The following is an 18,013-nucleotide window of genomic DNA, read 5'->3' as shown; positions in this document are numbered from 1 at the left end:
CAATGCCGCACATTCTGATCGTCGAAGACGAAACCATCATCCGCTCGGCCTTGCGTCGTCTGCTCGAGCGGAACCAGTACCAGGTCAGCGAAGCCGGCTCGGTGCAGGAAGCCCAGGAACGCTTCAGCATTGCCACCTTCGACCTGATCGTCAGCGACCTGCGCCTGCCAGGCGCGCCCGGCACCGAACTGATCAAGCTCGGCCAAGGCACCCCGGTGCTGATCATGACCAGCTACGCCAGCCTGCGCTCGGCGGTAGACTCGATGAAAATGGGCGCGGTGGACTACATTGCCAAGCCCTTCGACCACGACGAGATGTTGCAAGCCGTGGCGCGCATCCTGCGCGATCGGCAGAATGCCCCGGCCACCGCACCGGCGGCCGAGCCACGCGCCACCAATGGCAAGGCCGCCCCGGCCGACAAAGGCAGCGCGGCAGCCGCCAATGGCGAAATCGGCATCATCGGCTCGTGCCCGCCGATGCAGGACATGTACAGCAAGATCCGCAAAGTCGCGCCCACCGACTCCAACGTGCTGATCCAGGGTGAGTCGGGCACAGGTAAAGAGCTGGTCGCACGCGCCCTGCACAACCTGTCGCGCCGGGCCAAGGCACCGATGATTTCGGTGAACTGCGCGGCTATCCCCGAGACACTCATCGAGTCCGAACTGTTCGGCCACGAAAAAGGCGCGTTCACCGGCGCCAGCGCCGGGCGTGCCGGCCTGGTGGAGGCCGCCGATGGCGGTACGCTGTTCCTCGACGAAATCGGCGAACTGCCGCTGGAAGCCCAGGCCCGCCTGCTGCGCGTGCTGCAGGAAGGCGAGATTCGCCGGGTAGGTTCGGTACAGTCGCAAAAGGTCGATGTGCGCCTGATTGCCGCGACCCACCGTGACCTGAAGAACCTGGCCAAGGCCGGCCAGTTCCGTGAAGACCTGTATTACCGCCTGCACGTGATCGCCCTGAAACTGCCTGCACTGCGCGAGCGCGGCAGCGACGTAAACGAGATCGCCAGCGCCTTCCTCGCACGCCAGAGTGCGCGCATCGGCCGCGACGACCTGCACTTCTCGGCCGAAGCCGAGCAGGCCATTCGTCACTACAGCTGGCCGGGTAACGTGCGAGAGCTGGAAAACGCCGTTGAGCGTGCGGTGATCCTCAGCGAGAGCGCAGAAATTTCCGCCGACCTGCTGGGCATCGACATCGAACTGGGCGACCTGGAGGACGACGAAATCCTCGACAACGCCCTGGCCGTGGCCAGTGCGGCCAATGCCAGCCATGAGCCGACCGAGGACTTGTCGCTGGAGGACTACTTCCAGCACTTCGTGCTCGAGCACCAGGACCACATGACCGAGACCGAGCTGGCCCGCAAGCTCGGGGTCAGCCGCAAGTGCCTGTGGGAACGTCGCCAGCGCCTGGGCATCCCGCGGCGCAAGAGCAACGCTACCAGCGAGTAACTCAACCTGCCCGCCACCGTACGCCGCAGCCTATGTGGCGCCTGTGAGATCGAGCGCCGCCCGCGCGGCGCTTCGCGGGGCAAGCCCGCTCCCACATCTGTTTCGGGCCAATCATTCCTGTGCCAGATGGGTTGCAGCCTTGGTGCATGGCTGAAGATTGATGAAGAGCTGTCGCGCCCCCCCCTTGATATCGAATGGAACAGACAAGGCGGGCAGAGGAGACCTCACAGGAGTGACTGGCCCGAAACAGATGTGGGAGCGGCCTTGTGCCGCGAAGCGCCGCGCGGGCGGCGCTCGATCTCACAGGCGCTGAACGTGTCACGGCGAACACCCAGGTAACACCTCAGTCCCCGCAAAAATCTGTTACCCACCCTTTCCGCCGTAACAGTTCCCGAGGCGTACGGTAACGAAATTTCGACATTTTCGACCCCTGAAAAACTGTTCACCACCTCCAACCCATTGATTTTACTGGGCTTGTAAAAGTTGGCACGGCACCTGCTATATGTCTGGTACAAGAACAATAACAAGCACTGCAACTCAGAATAAGAACAAGACGAAACGGCTCACGCACAATAAAAACAAGACGGCGGAGGCGCAGCTAACTGATTCTTTTGGAGAGGATGCGTGTTTGGGGCTTGCCCCACAACCAGGCAGAGAACAACAAAAACTGCACTAAAAAGCAGCGCCTGAACTGGTTGGATCGACAGATCAACGTGACATCAGCGACCAAAGCAATCCGTTTGCTCTTAACCCCTGGATTGGGGGTCGTCCACAAGCTTCGAGATTTGTGGACAGGGCACTCAACAAAAACAAGAAGCCCAGCAAAAAAACAATAAGAGCACGCAACGACTTCTTGGGGAGCTTAGGCTCCCCTTGTCGTTTCTACCCTTCCGGCAGGCATCCCGCTACCCGCCTACACCATTCCTTGAGTAAATGCTAGAATCCCCGCCCATCATGCGGCCATTCTCCTATTCTTGGCCGAACATTCCTTCAAACAGTGCATCCCATGCTGAAGAAGCTGTTCCAGTCGTTTCGCCCGCCCGTACCGGGCCCGCACCACAGGCGCACCACGCCTGAGGTGATCAACAAGAGCCAGCACTCGCTGCAGCGCCACCAGTTCAGCCGCCACGCGGTGAACATCGTGGAGCGCCTGCAGAGCGCCGGCTACCAGGCTTACCTGGTCGGTGGCTGTGTCCGCGACCTGATGCTGGGCATCACGCCGAAAGACTTCGACGTCGCCACCAGTGCCACCCCCGAACAGGTCCGTGCCGAGTTCCGCAACGCGCGCATCATTGGTCGCCGCTTCAAGCTGGTCCACGTGCATTTCGGCCGTGAGATCATCGAAGTCGCCACCTTCCGCGCCCACCATTCGGAAGACGACCAGGGCGACAGCCACCGTTCGTCGCACAATGCCAGTGGCCGCATCCTGCGTGACAACGTATACGGCACCCTGGAAGAAGACGCGCAACGTCGCGACTTCACCATCAATGCCCTGTACTACGACCCGGTCAGCGAGCGCATCCTCGACTACGCCAATGGCGTGCACGATATCCGCAACCGTCTGCTGCGCCTGATCGGTGACCCTACCCACCGCTACCAGGAAGACCCGGTGCGCATGCTGCGCGCGGTGCGTTTCGCCGCCAAGCTCGACTTCGGCATCGAAAAGCACACGGTCCAGCCGATTCGCGAACTGGCCCCGCTGTTGCGCGAGATTCCGCCAGCGCGCCTGTTCGAAGAGAGCCTCAAGCTGTTCCTTTCCGGCCAGGGCGCCATCGTTTTCGAAATGCTGGTCGACCTGCAGTTGTTCGAGCCGCTGTTCCCGGCCAGTTCGCATGCCCTGGACGAGCGCCCGACCTACACCCACACGCTGATCAGCCAGGCGCTGAACAACACCGACCTGCGCGTGAAGCAAGGCAAACCGGTAACTCCGGCGTTCCTCTTCGCCGCGCTGCTGTGGCCAGCCCTGCCGGCCCGCGTGCTGCACCTGCAGAACCAGGGCGTGCCGCCGATCCCGGCCATGAACGGTGCGGCCCACGACCTGATCGCCGAGCAATGCGCGCGCATCGCCATCCCCAAGCGCTTCACCCTGCCGATCCGCGAGATCTGGGACATGCAGGAGCGCCTGCCACGCCGCAGCGGCAAGCGCGCCGACGTGCTGCTGGACAACCCGCGCTTCCGTGCCGGTTACGACTTCCTGCTGCTGCGGGAAAGCGCCGGGGAAGAAACCGACGACCTCGGCCAGTGGTGGACCGACTACCAGGATGCCAACGACAGCGAGCGCCGCGAGATGATCCGCGAGCTGGGCAGCCGCGACGAAGGCACCGGCGCCGGCCCGCGCAAACGCAAGCGTAGCGGTGGCAAACGCAAGCGCAGTGGCGACGAGGCGTTCGAGTGAGTACCCGCGCCTATATCGGCCTGGGCAGCAACCTGGACGCACCTGCCGAGCAGCTGCGCAGCGCCTTGCAGGCCCTCGACCAGGTCGAAGCCACGCGGCTGGTGGCTGCCTCGGCCCTGTACACCAGCGATTCGCTGCTGCCCGGCCAGCCGCGCTATACCAACGCCGTCGCTGCGCTGGACACTGCCCTGCCGCCGCTGGCCCTGCTCGATGCACTGCAGGCCATCGAGAACGGTCAGGGCCGCGTGCGCAAGGAGCGCTGGGGCCCGCGCACACTGGACCTGGACATCCTGCTGTTCGGCGACCAGGTGCTCGACGAGCCGCGCCTGAAAGTGCCGCATTACCACATGCATGCCCGGCCTTTCGTGCTGTACCCACTGGCCGAACTGGTACCGGGCGATTTCCGTCTGGCCGATGGCCGCGCCCTCGCGCAACTGCTCGACAACTGCCCGTTCGTCGGCCTGGAACGCCTGTAAACCGGGCGTTCCAGCCTTGCACACTGCCGCGGTAACGCCAGTAACACCCTGATCGTAACAATGCGGTAACAGGGTGATTGACTTCCCCCACCTCGCTCACGACTATAGGCGTCCCGTGTGGCACCAAAGTGCCGCATACCCGTATTTAGGCCCGGACGGACCTGTGCCCGAACATCACGCGCGATGATGTGCCGCTCCGGAAGATGACTACACGCGTTGAATGCAGTCGTTTTTTACAGCGCCTGAACGAGGAATTTCCTACATGCCTGAAGTAACCCTGACCACCCTCAATGGCCTCAAGGCCAAGGGTGAAAAAATCACCATGCTGACCTGCTACGACGCGACCTTCGCCAGGGCCGCCAGCCAGGCCGGTGTCGAAGTGTTGCTGGTGGGCGACTCGCTGGGAATGGTCCTGCAAGGCCACGACAGCACACTGCCGGTGACCACCGCGGACATGGCCTACCACACCGCCAGCGTCAAACGTGGCAACGACGGCGCACTGATCCTCGCCGACCTGCCGTTCATGGCGCATGCCACCCCGGAGCAAGCCTTTGCCAACAGCGCCACGCTGATGCAGGCTGGCGCCCACATGATCAAGATCGAAGGCGCTGCCTGGCTGGCCGAGACCATCCGCCTGCTGGCCGAGCGTGGCGTGCCGGTGTGCGCACACATGGGCCTGACCCCGCAAACTGTCAACGTGCTGGGCGGCTACAAGGTCCAGGGTCGCCAGGAAGCCCAGGCCCGGCAGATGCGCGCCGACGCCATCGCCCTGGAACAAGCCGGAGCGGCCATGCTGCTGCTCGAATGCGTACCCAGCGAACTGGCGGCGGAAATCACCAATGCCGTGGGCATCCCGGTGATCGGCATTGGCGCCGGCAGCGGCACCGATGGCCAGGTACTGGTCCTGCACGACATGCTCGGCCTGTCGCTGAGCGGCCGGGTACCGAAGTTCGTGAAGAACTTCATGCAAGGCCAGCCGGATATCCACAGCGCCCTCGTCGCTTACGTCGAGGCAGTCAAGCAGGTCAGCTTCCCAGGCAGCGAACACGGGTTCAGTGCATGAATACAGTCAAGACCGTCCGCGAACTGCGCGCCGCAGTCGCCCGCGCCCGCGGTGAAGGCAAGCGCATCGGCTTCGTACCGACCATGGGCAACCTGCACAGCGGCCATGCCGCCCTGGTGACCAAGGCCGCGCAGCGCGCCGATTTCGTGGTCGCCAGCATCTTCGTCAACCCGCTGCAGTTCGGCCCCAACGAAGACCTCGACAAGTACCCGCGCACCCTGGCCGCCGACCAGGAGCGCCTGCTTCAGGCCGGCTGCAATTTGCTGTTCGCGCCTACCGTCGAAGAGATGTACCCCGACGGCATGAGCGTGCAAACCCGCGTCAGCGTGCCCCACCTTTCCGAAGGCCTGTGCGGCGCCAGCCGGCCCGGGCATTTCGAGGGCGTGGCCACCGTGGTCAGCAAGCTGTTCAACATGGTCCAGCCCGACCTTGCCGTGTTCGGCGAAAAGGACTTCCAGCAGCTGGCGGTGATCCGTGCCATGGTGCGCGACCTGAACATGCCGATCCAGATCATCGGCGAGCCCACCGTGCGGGCCGAGGACGGCCTCGCGCTGTCGTCGCGCAATGGTTACCTCACGCCTGAACAGCGTGCTACGGCGCCAGTGGTGTACCGCACCTTGCAGCAGATCGGCGAGGCTATCGGCCATGGCCAGGTTGATTTCCCGGCGCTGACCGAGCAAGGCAAGGCGCAGCTGACCGCTGCCGGCCTACGCCCGGACTACCTGGAAATTCGCCATGCGTTGACCCTGCGCCCGGCAAGCTTTGGCGACCGCGACCTGGTGATCCTGGTGGCGGCCTACCTGGGTAACACACGGTTGATCGACAACCTGTACCTGCATCTGGAAGAGAAGACCGCGTAACGGCCTGGGGCTGCCTTGCAGCCCATTCGCCGGCAAGCCAGCGTCCACCTCGAGCGCATCGGTCTCGAACCATGCGCTATCCCTGTGGGAGCTGGCTTGCCAGCGATGAGGCCAGTACCGGTAACACAAAGACCACTGCGCCCCCCAAATTCCCCCGCCTACCCATTCCCTGCAAGTGGCCTTTGCCTATAATGGTGCCAGCCTGAACCCGGCAATGGCTGCCGTGTCCAAGGCCTCATCACGCACCAAGGGAACCCCGCGCAATGGCGTATTACCGTACACCCCACGATGTGACGGCCCTGCCCGCCTGGCAGGCGCTCCAGCAACACCGCGACGCCATGCAAGGTTTCAGCATGCGCGAAGCCTTCGCCGCCGATGCCAAGCGCTTCGACCAGTTCTCCCTGAGCTGCTGCGGCCTGTTCCTCGACTATTCGAAAAACCTGATCACCGAACAAAGCCGCGACCTGCTGGTCAACCTGGCCAACGAAGTGGGCCTGCAGGACGCCATCAAGTCGATGTTCAGCGGCGAAATCATCAACGCCTCCGAAGGTCGCCCGGTACTGCACACCGCCCTGCGCCGGCCGGTAGGCGACAAGCTCAGCGTCAACGGCGTGAACGTCATGCCGGAAGTGCACAAGGTGCTCAACCAGATCACTGAACTGGTCGGCCGCATCCACGACGGCCTGTGGCGCGGCTACAGCGAAAAACCGATCACCGACGTGGTCAACATCGGCATCGGTGGCTCGTTCCTCGGCCCCGAGCTGGTCTCCGAGGCGCTGCTGCCCTACGCCCAGCGCGGCGTGCGCTGCCACTACCTGGCGAACATCGACGGCAGTGAGTTCCACGAGCTGTCGGCCAACCTGCGCGCCGAAACCACCCTGTTCATCGTCTCGTCGAAGTCGTTCAACACCCTCGAGACCCTGAAGAACGCCATGGCCGCGCGTACCTGGTACCTGGCCCAGGGCGGCTCGGAAGCCGAGCTGTACCGCCACTTCATCGCCGTCTCCAGCAACAAGGCCGCCGCCGTGGCCTTCGGCATCCGCGAAGAAAACATCTTCCCGATGTGGGACTGGGTGGGCGGGCGCTACTCGCTGTGGTCGGCGATCGGCCTGCCGATCGCCCTGGCCATCGGTACCGCCAACTTCAAGGAACTGCTGTCCGGTGCCTACACCATGGACCAGCACTTCCAGACTGCGCCGTTCGACAAGAACATGCCGGTGCTGCTGGCCCTGCTGGGCGTGTGGTACGGCAACTTCTGGGGCGCCCAGAGCCACGCGATCCTGCCGTACGACCACTACCTGCGCAACATCACCAAGCACCTGCAACAGCTGGACATGGAGTCCAACGGCAAGAGCGTGCTGCAGGACGGCACCCCGGTGAAGACCGATACCGGCCCGGTGATCTGGGGCGGCGTCGGCTGCAACGGCCAGCACGCCTACCACCAGTTGCTGCACCAGGGTACCCAACTGATTCCGGCCGATTTCATCGTGCCGGTGGTGAGCTTCAACCCGGTGGCCGACCATCATCAGTGGCTGTACGCAAACTGCCTGTCGCAGAGCCAGGCGCTGATGCTGGGCAAAACCCGCGAGGAAGCCGAAGCCGAGCTGCGTGGCAAAGGCCTGAACGAAGCGGACATCGAAAAGCTCGCCCCGCACAAGGTGATCCCGGGCAACCGCCCGAGCAACACCCTGGTGGTGGAACGCATCAGCCCGCGCCGCCTGGGCGCGCTGGTGGCGATGTACGAGCACAAGGTCTTCGTACAGAGCGTGATCTGGGGCATCAACGCCTTCGACCAGTGGGGCGTGGAACTGGGCAAGGAACTGGGCAAGGGCGTTTACCAGCGTCTTGTAGGAAGCCTGGAAGACAGCGCCGAAGACGGTTCCACCCAAGGCCTGATCAACTACTTCCGCGGCCGTCACCGCGGTTGATCTGAAACCTTCGACAGCTTCTTCGCGGGCTTGCCCGCTCCCACAGATACTGCACAGGCCTCAAGAACTGTTCAGTACCTGTGGGAGCGGGCAGGCCCGCGAAGAGGCCGGCACAGGTTGAACACCTCTCCCAGCTACACTGTCCTATCGAATAGCCGTTGCAGTCCATCGCCCCTTACAAGAGCAGGACCACCCGCCATGTTCGATATCCGCAACTACCCCCAGGCCCTGGCCGTCAGCCAGTCCGCCGCCCTCACTCCCGACGAGTACCGCCGCCTCTACCGCCAGTCGGTGGACGACCCCGATACCTTCTGGGCCGAACAAGCCAAACGCCTGGACTGGATCAAGCCCTGGTCGAGCGTGCAGCAATGCGACCTGAAGACCGGCAACGCCCGCTGGTTCGATGGCGGCCAGCTCAACGTCAGCTACAACTGCATCGACCGCCACCTGGCCCGACGCGGCGAACAGACCGCCCTGCTGTGGGAAGGCGACGACCCCAAGGATTCCAAGGCCATCACCTACCGCGAACTGCATCGCCAGGTCTGCCGCCTGGCCAATGCGCTGAAAGCACGCGGGGTGAAGAAAGGCGACCGGGTGTGCATCTACATGCCGATGATCCCCGAGGCTGCCTTCGCCATGCTTGCCTGCACCCGTATCGGTGCCATCCACTCGGTGGTGTTCGGCGGCTTCTCGCCCGACGCCCTGCGCGACCGCATCCTGGATGCCGACTGCCGCACGGTAATCACCGCCGATGAAGGCGTGCGCGGCGGCAAGCGCATCCCGCTGAAACAGAACGTCGACAAGGCCCTGGCCAGTTGCCCTGCGGTCAGCAGCGTATTCGTGGTGCGCCGCACCGGTGGCGATGTTGCCTGGGCCGAGGGCCGTGACCTCTGGTACCACGAGGCAACGGAAAAGGCCGGCGACGACTGCGCTGCCGAGCCAATGGGCGCCGAAGACCCGCTGTTCATCCTCTACACCTCCGGCAGCACCGGCAAACCCAAGGGCGTGCTGCACACCACCGGCGGCTACCTGCTGCAGGCAACCCTCACCTTCAAGGTGGTGTTCGACTACCGTGAAGGCGAGGTGTTCTGGTGCACTGCCGATGTCGGCTGGGTCACCGGCCACAGCTACATCGTCTATGGCCCGCTGGCCAATGGTGCGATCTCGCTGATGTTCGAAGGCGTGCCCAACTACCCGGATACCTCGCGCTTCTGGCAGGTGGTGGACAAGCATCAGGTGAACATCTTCTACACCGCCCCGACCGCCCTGCGTGCCTTGATGCGCGAAGGCGACGGGCCACTGCAAGGCACCTCACGGCAGAGCCTGCGCCTGCTGGGCAGCGTCGGCGAGCCGATCAACCCCGAAGCCTGGGAGTGGTACTTCGAGGCTGTCGGGCAGCAGCGCTGCCCCATCGTCGATACCTGGTGGCAGACCGAAACCGGCGGCATCATGATCACCCCGCTGCCCGGCGCGCAGGTGCTCAAGCCCGGCTGTGCCACCCAACCCATGTTCGGCGTGCAACCGGTGCTGCTGGACGAAAAGGGCAAACTCATCGAAGGCCCCGGTGCCGGCCTGCTGGTCATCAAGGCCAGCTGGCCCGGGCAGATCCGTAGCGTCTATGGCGACCATCAGCGCATGGTCGACACCTACTTCAAGCCGATGCCCGGCTATTACTTCACCGGCGACGGTGCCCGCCGCGATGCCGATGGTGACTACTGGATCACCGGGCGTATCGATGACGTGATCAACGTTTCCGGCCACCGCATCGGTACCGCCGAAGTGGAAAGCGCGCTGGTGCTGCATGACAGCGTCGCCGAAGCGGCCGTGGTCGGTTACCCCCACGACCTCAAGGGCCAGGGCGTGTATGCCTTCGTCACGCCCATGAATGGCGTAACGCCGGACGACGCGCTCAAGGCCGAGCTGCTGGCGCTGGTCAGCAAGGAAATCGGCAGTTTTGCCAAGCCCGAGCTGATCCAGTGGGCCCCGGCGCTGCCCAAGACACGCTCTGGCAAGATCATGCGGCGTATACTGCGCAAAATCGCCTGCAACGAGCTGGAAAACCTGGGCGATACCTCGACCCTGGCCGACCCCAGCGTGGTGCAGGGCCTGATCGACAAACGCCTCAACCAGTAACCGGCGGCCGCTGTTCATGGCCGCCCTGAACCACAGGTCGCCATGGAAGCCCTTCGCCGTCGCATCGAAACCCAGGTCATGAGCCTCACCGGGCTGGCCCTCGGCCAGCTCGACCTGGAATCGCCCAAGGGCGACCCCGGCCTGTTCGGCCCGCACAGCATCAGCTGGCAGGTACATGGCGACTTCCCGAGCATGCTGGTCGGTGGCATCAGTGCCCTCATGCTGCAGTTGCTGCACCCGCTGGCACTGGCCGGGGTGTGGGACCATTCCAACTTCCGTGAAGACCTGCTCGGCCGCCTGCGCCGCACCAGCCAGTTCATCTCTGGCACCACCTTCGGCGCCACCCGCGATGCCGAGTGGCTGATCGACAAGGTGCGCACCATCCACCTGCAGGTGACCGGCACCGCGCCGGACGGCCGCCCGTATGCGGCCAGCGACCCGGACCTGCTGACCTGGGTGCATGTGGCGGAAGTCAGCAGCTTCCTCGCCGCCCACCTGCGTTACCGCAACCCGCACCTTGCGCGTGCCGAGCAGGATGCCTACTACGCCGAGATCGCGCTGATCGCCGAGCGCCTTGGTGCCCGCGACGTGCCGCGCTCGTGCCAGCAGGTCGAGGACTACCTGCAGCGCATGCGCCCGCAGTTGCAATGCGATGCCCGTAGTCACCAAGTGGTCGACATCCTGCTCGACGCCCCGGCTCCCAGCCGCCTGGCACAGCCAGTGGGCAAGCTGATGCTGCACGCCGGCATCGACCTGCTGCCGGCCTGGGCCCAGGCCATGCTCGGCCTGCAGCACGGCCCTTTGCAGCGGCGCATGATCCGCCTGGGCCTGCAACGCACCGCACCGATACTGCGCTGGGCGATGCGCGACGGCTCGGCACACCGGGCCAAACGGCGCATGGGTATCGAATGAGATCAAATGGTCGCCTCAGCGGAACTGATTTAACGTGCCATACTCCAAGCTCTCCTGCTTAGACAGACGAAGCGACACATGTACAAAGGATTGACTCGCGCCGCTGGCGCACTTCTGGCCCTCGTAGCCCTCTACAGCCTTCTTGGCTTTCTCATACTCCCCGGTGTCGCGCTGCGCATCGCCAACCAGCAGTTGGCCCAGTACGCAACCGTGCCTGCCCACCTCGAACGGATCGAGCTCAACCCCTTCAGCCTCGAGCTGACGCTGTGGGGCCTGCAGATCGGCGAGCCGGGCAAGGAGCAGGTCGGCTTCGACCGGCTGTACGCCAACCTCTCGCTCGACAGCCTGTGGAGCGGTGCCCTGCACCTGGACGCAGTGGAACTGGTCAAACCACGCAACGAAGTGCTGTTCGCCAAGGACGGTACCCTCAACCTGACCCGCCTGTTCAAGTTGCCCCCAAGCGAAGCCAAGCCCGACGAGCCGCCCAGCGACCCGTTCCCGCTGCGCATCGGCAGCATCAAGCTCAGCGACGGTTACCTGCACTTCGAGGACCTGCGCCCGAGCGAGCCGATCGAGTTCCTCTACGACAACATGAACCTGGAGCTGAATAACCTCAGTACCTTGCCCAACGACAATGCCGACATGAACCTGGTGGCCATCGGCCCCAACGGCGGGCGCATCGACTGGAAAGGCACCCTGAGCCTGGCGCCGATCGCCTCTGAAGGCACACTGAAGGTCACCGACGGCAACATGAAGGCGTTCTGGCCCTATGTACGCGATGCCGTACCACTGGTGCTGGAAAACGGCGTGGTCAGCCTCGACACCCACTACAAGCTCAACCTCGCCAAGCAGACCGAACTGTTGCTGGACAACGCGTCGGTGCGCATTGCCCCGTTCGCCATCAAGGCTCCGGATGGTCGCCCGCTGGCGCGCCTGGCCAGCCTGGAAGTGAGCGAGACCTCCGTCGACCTGGTCAAGCAACTGGTCACCGTGGGCAAGCTCCGCAGCGAAAAACTGGAAACCTGGGCCGCACTGGAAAAGGACGGCCAGCTCGATTGGCAGAAGCTGTTCGCCAGCCAGCCGGCCAAGGCCACACCGAAGGAAAAGGCCGAGCCGGCCGCCGCCGAGCCCACACCGGAACAGCAAGCCGCCAAGGAGCCGGGCAAGCCCTGGCAGGTGCTGCTCAAGGACGTGCAACTGCGTAACTATCTGGTGCACCTGGCAGACCGCACCCAGAAAGAGCCGGTGGCCCTCGACGTCGGTCCGCTCAACGCCGACCTGCAAGGTTTCGACAGCCTCAACCAGTCGCCCTTCACCCTCAAGCTCGATACCGGCGTGGGCAAGCAGGGCAAACTGCAGGCGGCCGGCCAGGTCAACCTGGCACCCATATGGGCCAAGCTGGACGTGAGCAGCCGCGACATCGACCTGCGGGTGGCCCAGGCCTATATCAGCCCGTTCATCCTGCTGGAGCTGCGCAGCGGCATGCTCGCCAGCGACCTCAAGGTCGACCTGAAGAACACCGCACCGCTGGCCTTCAGCATCACCGGCAAGGCGCAGGTCAGCCAGTTGCACACCCTCGACACCATCAAGAGCCGCGACTTCGTCAAATGGCAGCAGGTGAACGTCGATGGCCTGTCCTACGTGCACGGCGATGCGCTGTCGATCGACAAGGTAACCCTGCTGCAGCCCTATGCGCGCTTCATCATCAATGAAGACCGCACCACCAACATCAATGACCTGCTGATCCCGCAGCCGGCCGGCGCCCCGGCGACCAGCCAGGCCAGGCCGACCGCAGCCAGCAACGACAAGCCGCTGGGTATCCACATCGGCCAGATCGACATCAACGACGGCTCGGCCAACTTCGCCGACCTGTCCCTTACCCCCAACTTCGCCACGGCCATCCAGCAGCTCAACGGCCAGATCGGCACCATCGACAACCGCAAGCCGGTGCCGGCCAAGGTCAACGTCAAGGGCAAGGTCGACCGCTATGCGCCGGTCACCATCAAAGGCGCCCTCAACCCGTTCAACCCGCTGGCCAGCCTGGACATCGCCACCAGCTTCAAGCGGGTCGAGCTGACCACACTGACACCCTACTCCGGCAAGTTCGCCGGCTTCCGTATCCGCAAGGGCCGGCTCAACCTCGACCTGCACTACCTGATCACCAACGGCCAGCTGAAGGCCGAGAACAAGGTGGTGGTGGAGCAGTTGCAGTTGGGCGAGAAGGTCGACAGCCCGGACGCTGTGGACTTGCCGATCCGCCTGGCGGTGGCGCTGCTGAAGGATACCGAAGGCAAGATCTCGATCGAGCTGCCGGTGTCCGGCGACCTCAACAACCCGCAGTTCAGCGTGATGCCGATCGTCTGGCAAACCCTGCGCAACCTGGTGTTGCGCGCGGCACAGGCGCCGTTCAAGTTCATTGGCGGGCTGGTTGCCGGCAGTGGCTCGGAAGACCTGGGCAACGTGGCCTTCGCCCCAGGCTCCAGCGAGCTCAGTGGCGACGCCCAGGCATCGCTGGACAAACTGGCATCGGCCCTGAAGGAGCGCCCGGAACTGCGCCTGGAAATCGAAGGCACCAGCGCCCAGGCCAGCGATGGCCCGCTGATCGCCCAGCAGCGCCTGGAGCGTGAGTACCAGGCCACCTGGTACAAGATCCTGCAACGTCGCGGTGACAAAGTGCCGGCCAATGCCTCGATGCTGGTGGTCGACGACAGCGACAAACCGGCGATGCTCGAAGGCATCTACCGTAACCGCCTGAAGCAGCAGCCGCCTGCCGAATGGGAGCAACTGGGCCGCGACGAGCGCACCGCCAAGCTGCGCGAGGCGGTGATCAAGTCCTGGGCCGAGAGTACCGCGCTGCTGCGCACACTGGGCCAGGAGCGGGCCAGCAGCATCAAGGACTACCTGGTGGACAAGGGCCAGCTGGAAGATGACCGGGTGTACTTCATCGATACCAACCTGGGCCAGGCCGAGAGCGATGGGCGGGTGGTGACGCCGATGCATCTGGATGCCGAATAATCTCTACCAGCAGGTCTGGCCTCTTCGCGGGTAAACCCGCTCCCACAGGGAATGCGCCCGCCTTGAGCTGTGCGCTATCCCGGTGGGAGCGGGTTCATCGGGGCGCCGAACCGCCGCGAATAGGCCGGTACAGGCTTCACACCAACCGCTGCCCCGACACCGCCGGGTGATACAACGGCTGCACCTTGTTCCCCGCCGGGTCCAGCAGGTGGAAGCTGCGCGCCCCGTCACCATGGTTGAACGGCCGGTCCAGCAAGGTCACGCCGTGCGCCTTGAAGTACTGGTACCAGGCCTCCAGCTCCTCCACGCTATCGACGATGAACCCATAGTGGTCCAGGGTCTGCAAACCATTGGCCGCCCCTGCCCCGCGCCCCAGCGACAGGTTGTCGTTACCACAAGTGAGATACACCAGGTCTTCGTTGGCGCGGTTCAGCACCTCCATGCCCAGCACATCGACATAGAAGCGTTCGCACTCCTCGAGGTTGGGCACCAACAAGGCAATATGACGCAGGCCATTCAGGCGACCAGGGCGTGCAGGCAATTCGGACATTGGCGAGGCTCCATTTTTGTATACAATTCGCAATAGAATTTAAAACAAAAGGAGAGCCTTGTGTATAGCCTGTTCATCAAGACCCGTGTGAAGCCCGGTTGCGCCGAGGGTTTTCTGACCGCGATCAAGGTCAATGCCGCTGCATCCGTCGCCACCGAACCTGGCTGCCTGGTGTTCGATGTGTCGCAGGACCGGGTCGACCCGGAGGTGATCTACCTGTACGAGATCTACCGTGATGATGCGGCGTACGAAGCGCATACCCAGACCGCGCATTTCCGCGACAGTCGGCCGTTGGTTGAGCCCTTGATCCTTGAGCAGGAATGCTTCGAGAGTGATGTGATTGCGCGGAATCCGGTGTTTTAAGTGAAGAGGGGCTGCTGTGCAGCCCCTTTTTGAATGGGTGGCCAAATCCGTTTGGCCGACGGGACATTCCTTATTCGGACTTCAGGCCATCAGCCGACACGGCCTGCACGCCCTTGATCTTCTTGGCGATGGCAATGGCCGCCTCTTTCTGTGCTGCGGTCACCGCCGTGTCAGAAGACAGCGACACGACACCCTTGTTGGTTTCGACCTTGATATCGCCACCAGGCACACCTTTCTCGGTCATCAGGTCAGCCTTTACCTTGGTAGTGATCCAGGTATCGGAGGCTGCTTCCTTGGTCTTGGTCACCTCACCGGCCGCCAGCGTCATCGGGGCCTGGGTGGACTGCTGGGCGAATGCCGCGTTAGCCATGGTCAGGGTCAGAGCGGTAGCAGTAGCGGCAGCAATGGCGAACTTCTTCATAGGGATCACTCCTGTTTTTCGAAAGGTCTGCGCCGTACATCCTGGCGACAGGTATGAGGATAGCTGCATGCGCTATGCCAGCTATTCCGTTTAGTCTTTTTCCTTTCAAATCAATTACTTAGCAAACAGCCAGCATTCCCGGAGTCGTGCATTTTGCAATCCGCACGATAATCCTGCATGCAAGATGCAAGTCCGCAAAAGGTTCCCTTTCACCCATGAAAAAAGGGCCCCGAAGGGCCCTTTTCCTGTTGCGTGGCAGTCGCTTAGACGCCCGAGGCCTTGGCCGCGGCAACGTCCTTGATCGACAGCTTGATACGGCCGCGGTTGTCCACGTCCAGTACCAGTACTTCGACTTCCTGGCCTTCCTTGAGGATGTCGGTGACTTTCTCAACGCGAGCATCGCTCAGCATGGAGATGTGCACCAGGCCGTCCTTGCCAGGCAGGATGTTGACGAAGGCACCGAAGTCGACGATGCGCTCGACCTTGCCGACGTAGATCTTGCCGATCTCGGCCTCGGCGGTGATGCCCAGGATGCGCTGCTTGGCAGCATCTGCCGCTTCCTTGGTTTCGCCGAAGATCTTGATCGAACCGTCGTCTTCGATGTCGATCGAAGCCTTGGTCTCTTCGCAGATGGCGCGAATGGTGGCGCCGCCTTTACCGATGACGTCACGGATCTTGTCGGTGTCGATCTTCATCGCGATCATGGTCGGCGCGTTGGCCGACAGCTCGCTACGCGACTGGGCGATGATCTGGTTCATCTGGCCGAGGATGTTCAGGCGCGCTTCCAGGGCCTGGCCCAGGGCGATTTCCATGATCTCTTCGGTGATGCCGTTGATCTTGATGTCCATCTGCAGCGCGGTAACACCCTTGGCGGTACCGGCTACCTTGAAGTCCATGTCGCCCAGGTGGTCTTCGTCACCCAGGATGTCGGTCAGAACGGCGAACTTGTCACCTTCCTTGACCAGGCCCATGGCGATACCGGCAACCGGTGCCTTCATCGGTACACCGGCGTCCATCAGGGCCAGGGAAGCACCGCAGACCGAAGCCATGGAGCTGGAACCGTTGGACTCGGTGATTTCCGAGACCACGCGGATGGTGTACGGGAAGTCGCTGTCGCTCGGCAGCATGGCCTGCACGCCACGACGGGCCAGGCGGCCGTGGCCGATTTCACGACGGCCGGCGCCGCCCATGCGGCCGCACTCACCCACCGAGAACGGCGGGAAGTTGTAGTGCAGCATGAACGGGTCTTTCTTCTCGCCTTCCAGGGTGTCCAACAGCTGGGCGTCACGGGCAGTACCCAGGGTCGCGACGACCAGGGCCTGGGTTTCGCCGCGGGTGAACAGCGCCGAGCCGTGGGTCTTCGGCAATACGCCAACTTCGATGTTCAGCGGGCGCACGGTGCGGGTGTCACGGCCGTCGATACGCGGTTTGCCGTTGACGATGTTCTCGCGGACGGTGCGGTATTCCAGCTCGCCGAAGATCTCTTTGATGGCACCGGCGGACGGGCCGGTCTCTTCGTTGCTCAGACGGGCAACGGCCTCGTCACGCAGCTGGCCCAGGCGGTTGTAGCGGTCAGCCTTCTGGGTGATGGTGTAGGCCTGCGAAACGGCTTCGCCGAACTCGGCGCGCACCAGGTTCATCAGCTCGACGTTGGCCGGGGCTGGCTGCCAGTCCCAGGTCGGCTTGCCGGCTTCGGCGGCCAGTTCCTTGACCGCCTGGATCACGGCCTGGAATTCGTCGTGGGCGAACAATACGGCGCCCAGCATCTGGTCTTCGGTCAGCTCTTTGGCTTCCGATTCAACCATCAGTACAGCCGATTCGGTACCGGCAACGACCATGTCCAGGCTCGAGGCAGCCAGTTGCTCGTAGGTCGGGTTCAGCAGGTAGCCGGTGCTTTCGTGGAAGGCAACGCGAGCGGCGCCGATCGGGCCTTCGAACGGAATGCCGGAGATGGCCAGGGCAGCCGAGGTACCGATCATCGCAGCGATGTCCGGGTCGGTCTTCTTGCTGGTGGAAACCACGGTGCAGACGACCTGCACTTCGTTCATGAAGCCTTCCGGGAACAGCGGACGGATCGGACGGTCGATCAGGCGCGAGGTCAGCGTCTCTTTCTCGGAAGGACGGCCTTCACGCTTGAAGAAGCCACCCGGGATCTTGCCGGCGGCGTAGGTCTTTTCCTGGTAGTGAACCGACAGCGGGAAGAAACCCTTGCCTGGATCAGCCTGTTTGGCACCTACCACAGTCACCAGCACGGTGACGTCGTTGTCGACGGTAACCAGCACGGCGCCGGTTGCCTGACGGGCAATGCGGCCCGTTTCGAGAGTAACGGTCGATTGACCGAACTGGAAAGTCTTGATTACCGGGTTCACGGTTTCCTACCTTTTTCAGTGGCTCTTGGGGGAACTGGTTTCTTGCGAATTCTTGGGCAGAACGGGGAATCGGCCCCATTGAC

Annotated in this window: 13 protein-coding genes; 10 read left to right on the top strand and 3 right to left on the bottom strand. The window is 63.3% G+C overall.

Going from position 1 to position 18,013, the window contains the following annotated elements:
- Positions 1-2 precede the first annotated feature (2 nt).
- The 9 genes from J5M71_RS17480 (at position 3) to J5M71_RS17440 (ending at position 14,227) form a co-directional block, all read left to right on the top strand.
- Entirely contained in the window at positions 3-1,445 is a 1,443-nt protein-coding gene (locus tag J5M71_RS17480; RefSeq protein ID WP_063911775.1) for a sigma-54 dependent transcriptional regulator, read from the top strand.
- Between the two features lie 1,006 nt (positions 1,446-2,451).
- Positions 2,452-3,840 (top strand): polynucleotide adenylyltransferase PcnB, encoded by a 1,389-nt coding sequence (locus J5M71_RS17475; RefSeq protein ID WP_039615244.1) that lies wholly within the window; start codon positions 2,452-2,454, stop codon positions 3,838-3,840.
- Entirely contained in the window at positions 3,837-4,316 is a 480-nt protein-coding gene (folK, locus tag J5M71_RS17470; RefSeq protein ID WP_207834378.1) for a 2-amino-4-hydroxy-6-hydroxymethyldihydropteridine diphosphokinase, read from the top strand. The genes J5M71_RS17475 and folK overlap by 4 nt, the downstream gene beginning before the upstream one ends.
- Before the next feature lie 262 nt (positions 4,317-4,578).
- Positions 4,579-5,379, top strand: a complete 801-nt coding sequence (gene panB / locus J5M71_RS17465) for a 3-methyl-2-oxobutanoate hydroxymethyltransferase (RefSeq protein ID WP_063911778.1) — start codon at positions 4,579-4,581, stop codon at positions 5,377-5,379.
- Positions 5,376-6,239 (top strand): pantoate--beta-alanine ligase, encoded by an 864-nt coding sequence (gene panC, locus J5M71_RS17460; RefSeq protein ID WP_207834375.1) that lies wholly within the window; start codon positions 5,376-5,378, stop codon positions 6,237-6,239. Before panB ends, panC begins: the two co-directional genes overlap by 4 nt.
- Before the next feature lie 263 nt (positions 6,240-6,502).
- Positions 6,503-8,167: a glucose-6-phosphate isomerase gene (pgi, locus tag J5M71_RS17455; RefSeq protein ID WP_063911780.1), complete on the top strand. Its 1,665-nt coding sequence runs from the start codon at positions 6,503-6,505 to the stop codon at positions 8,165-8,167.
- 198 nt (positions 8,168-8,365) lie between these two features.
- Positions 8,366-10,300: an acetate--CoA ligase gene (gene acs / locus J5M71_RS17450; protein ID WP_207834366.1), complete on the top strand. Its 1,935-nt coding sequence runs from the start codon at positions 8,366-8,368 to the stop codon at positions 10,298-10,300.
- Between the two features lie 42 nt (positions 10,301-10,342).
- Positions 10,343-11,212, top strand: coding sequence for an oxygenase MpaB family protein (locus tag J5M71_RS17445; RefSeq protein WP_207834358.1), 870 nt, complete (start codon positions 10,343-10,345; stop codon positions 11,210-11,212).
- 78 nt (positions 11,213-11,290) lie between these two features.
- Positions 11,291-14,227, top strand: coding sequence for a DUF748 domain-containing protein (locus J5M71_RS17440; RefSeq protein ID WP_207834356.1), 2,937 nt, complete (start codon positions 11,291-11,293; stop codon positions 14,225-14,227).
- 136 nt (positions 14,228-14,363) lie between these two features.
- Here J5M71_RS17440 and J5M71_RS17435 read toward each other — a convergent pair whose 3' ends face one another.
- Entirely contained in the window at positions 14,364-14,777 is a 414-nt protein-coding gene (locus J5M71_RS17435) for a VOC family protein (protein WP_010955354.1), read from the bottom strand.
- A gap of 60 nt (positions 14,778-14,837) precedes the next feature.
- On the opposite strand from J5M71_RS17435, the gene J5M71_RS17430 reads away from it, so the two are divergent.
- On the top strand, positions 14,838-15,140 hold the full coding sequence (locus tag J5M71_RS17430) for a putative quinol monooxygenase (protein WP_207834355.1): 303 nt from the start codon (positions 14,838-14,840) through the stop codon (positions 15,138-15,140).
- Between the two features lie 70 nt (positions 15,141-15,210).
- Here J5M71_RS17430 and J5M71_RS17425 read toward each other — a convergent pair whose 3' ends face one another.
- The gene (locus J5M71_RS17425; protein WP_063911786.1) at positions 15,211-15,561 is read right to left on the bottom strand and encodes a BON domain-containing protein; all 351 of its coding nucleotides are present in this window, start codon (positions 15,559-15,561) and stop codon (positions 15,211-15,213) included.
- 263 nt (positions 15,562-15,824) lie between these two features.
- Positions 15,825-17,930, bottom strand: a complete 2,106-nt coding sequence (pnp, locus tag J5M71_RS17420; RefSeq protein WP_207834354.1) for a polyribonucleotide nucleotidyltransferase — start codon at positions 17,928-17,930, stop codon at positions 15,825-15,827.
- Between the last annotated feature and the right edge of the window lie 83 nt (positions 17,931-18,013).

The sequence above is a fragment of the Pseudomonas sp. 43(2021) genome, assembly GCF_017490805.1.
In the GTDB taxonomy this organism is placed as follows: domain Bacteria; phylum Pseudomonadota; class Gammaproteobacteria; order Pseudomonadales; family Pseudomonadaceae; genus Aquipseudomonas.
The sequence above is the reverse complement of the archived record's forward strand: the minus strand, read 5'-3'. Positions and strand labels throughout refer to the sequence as shown.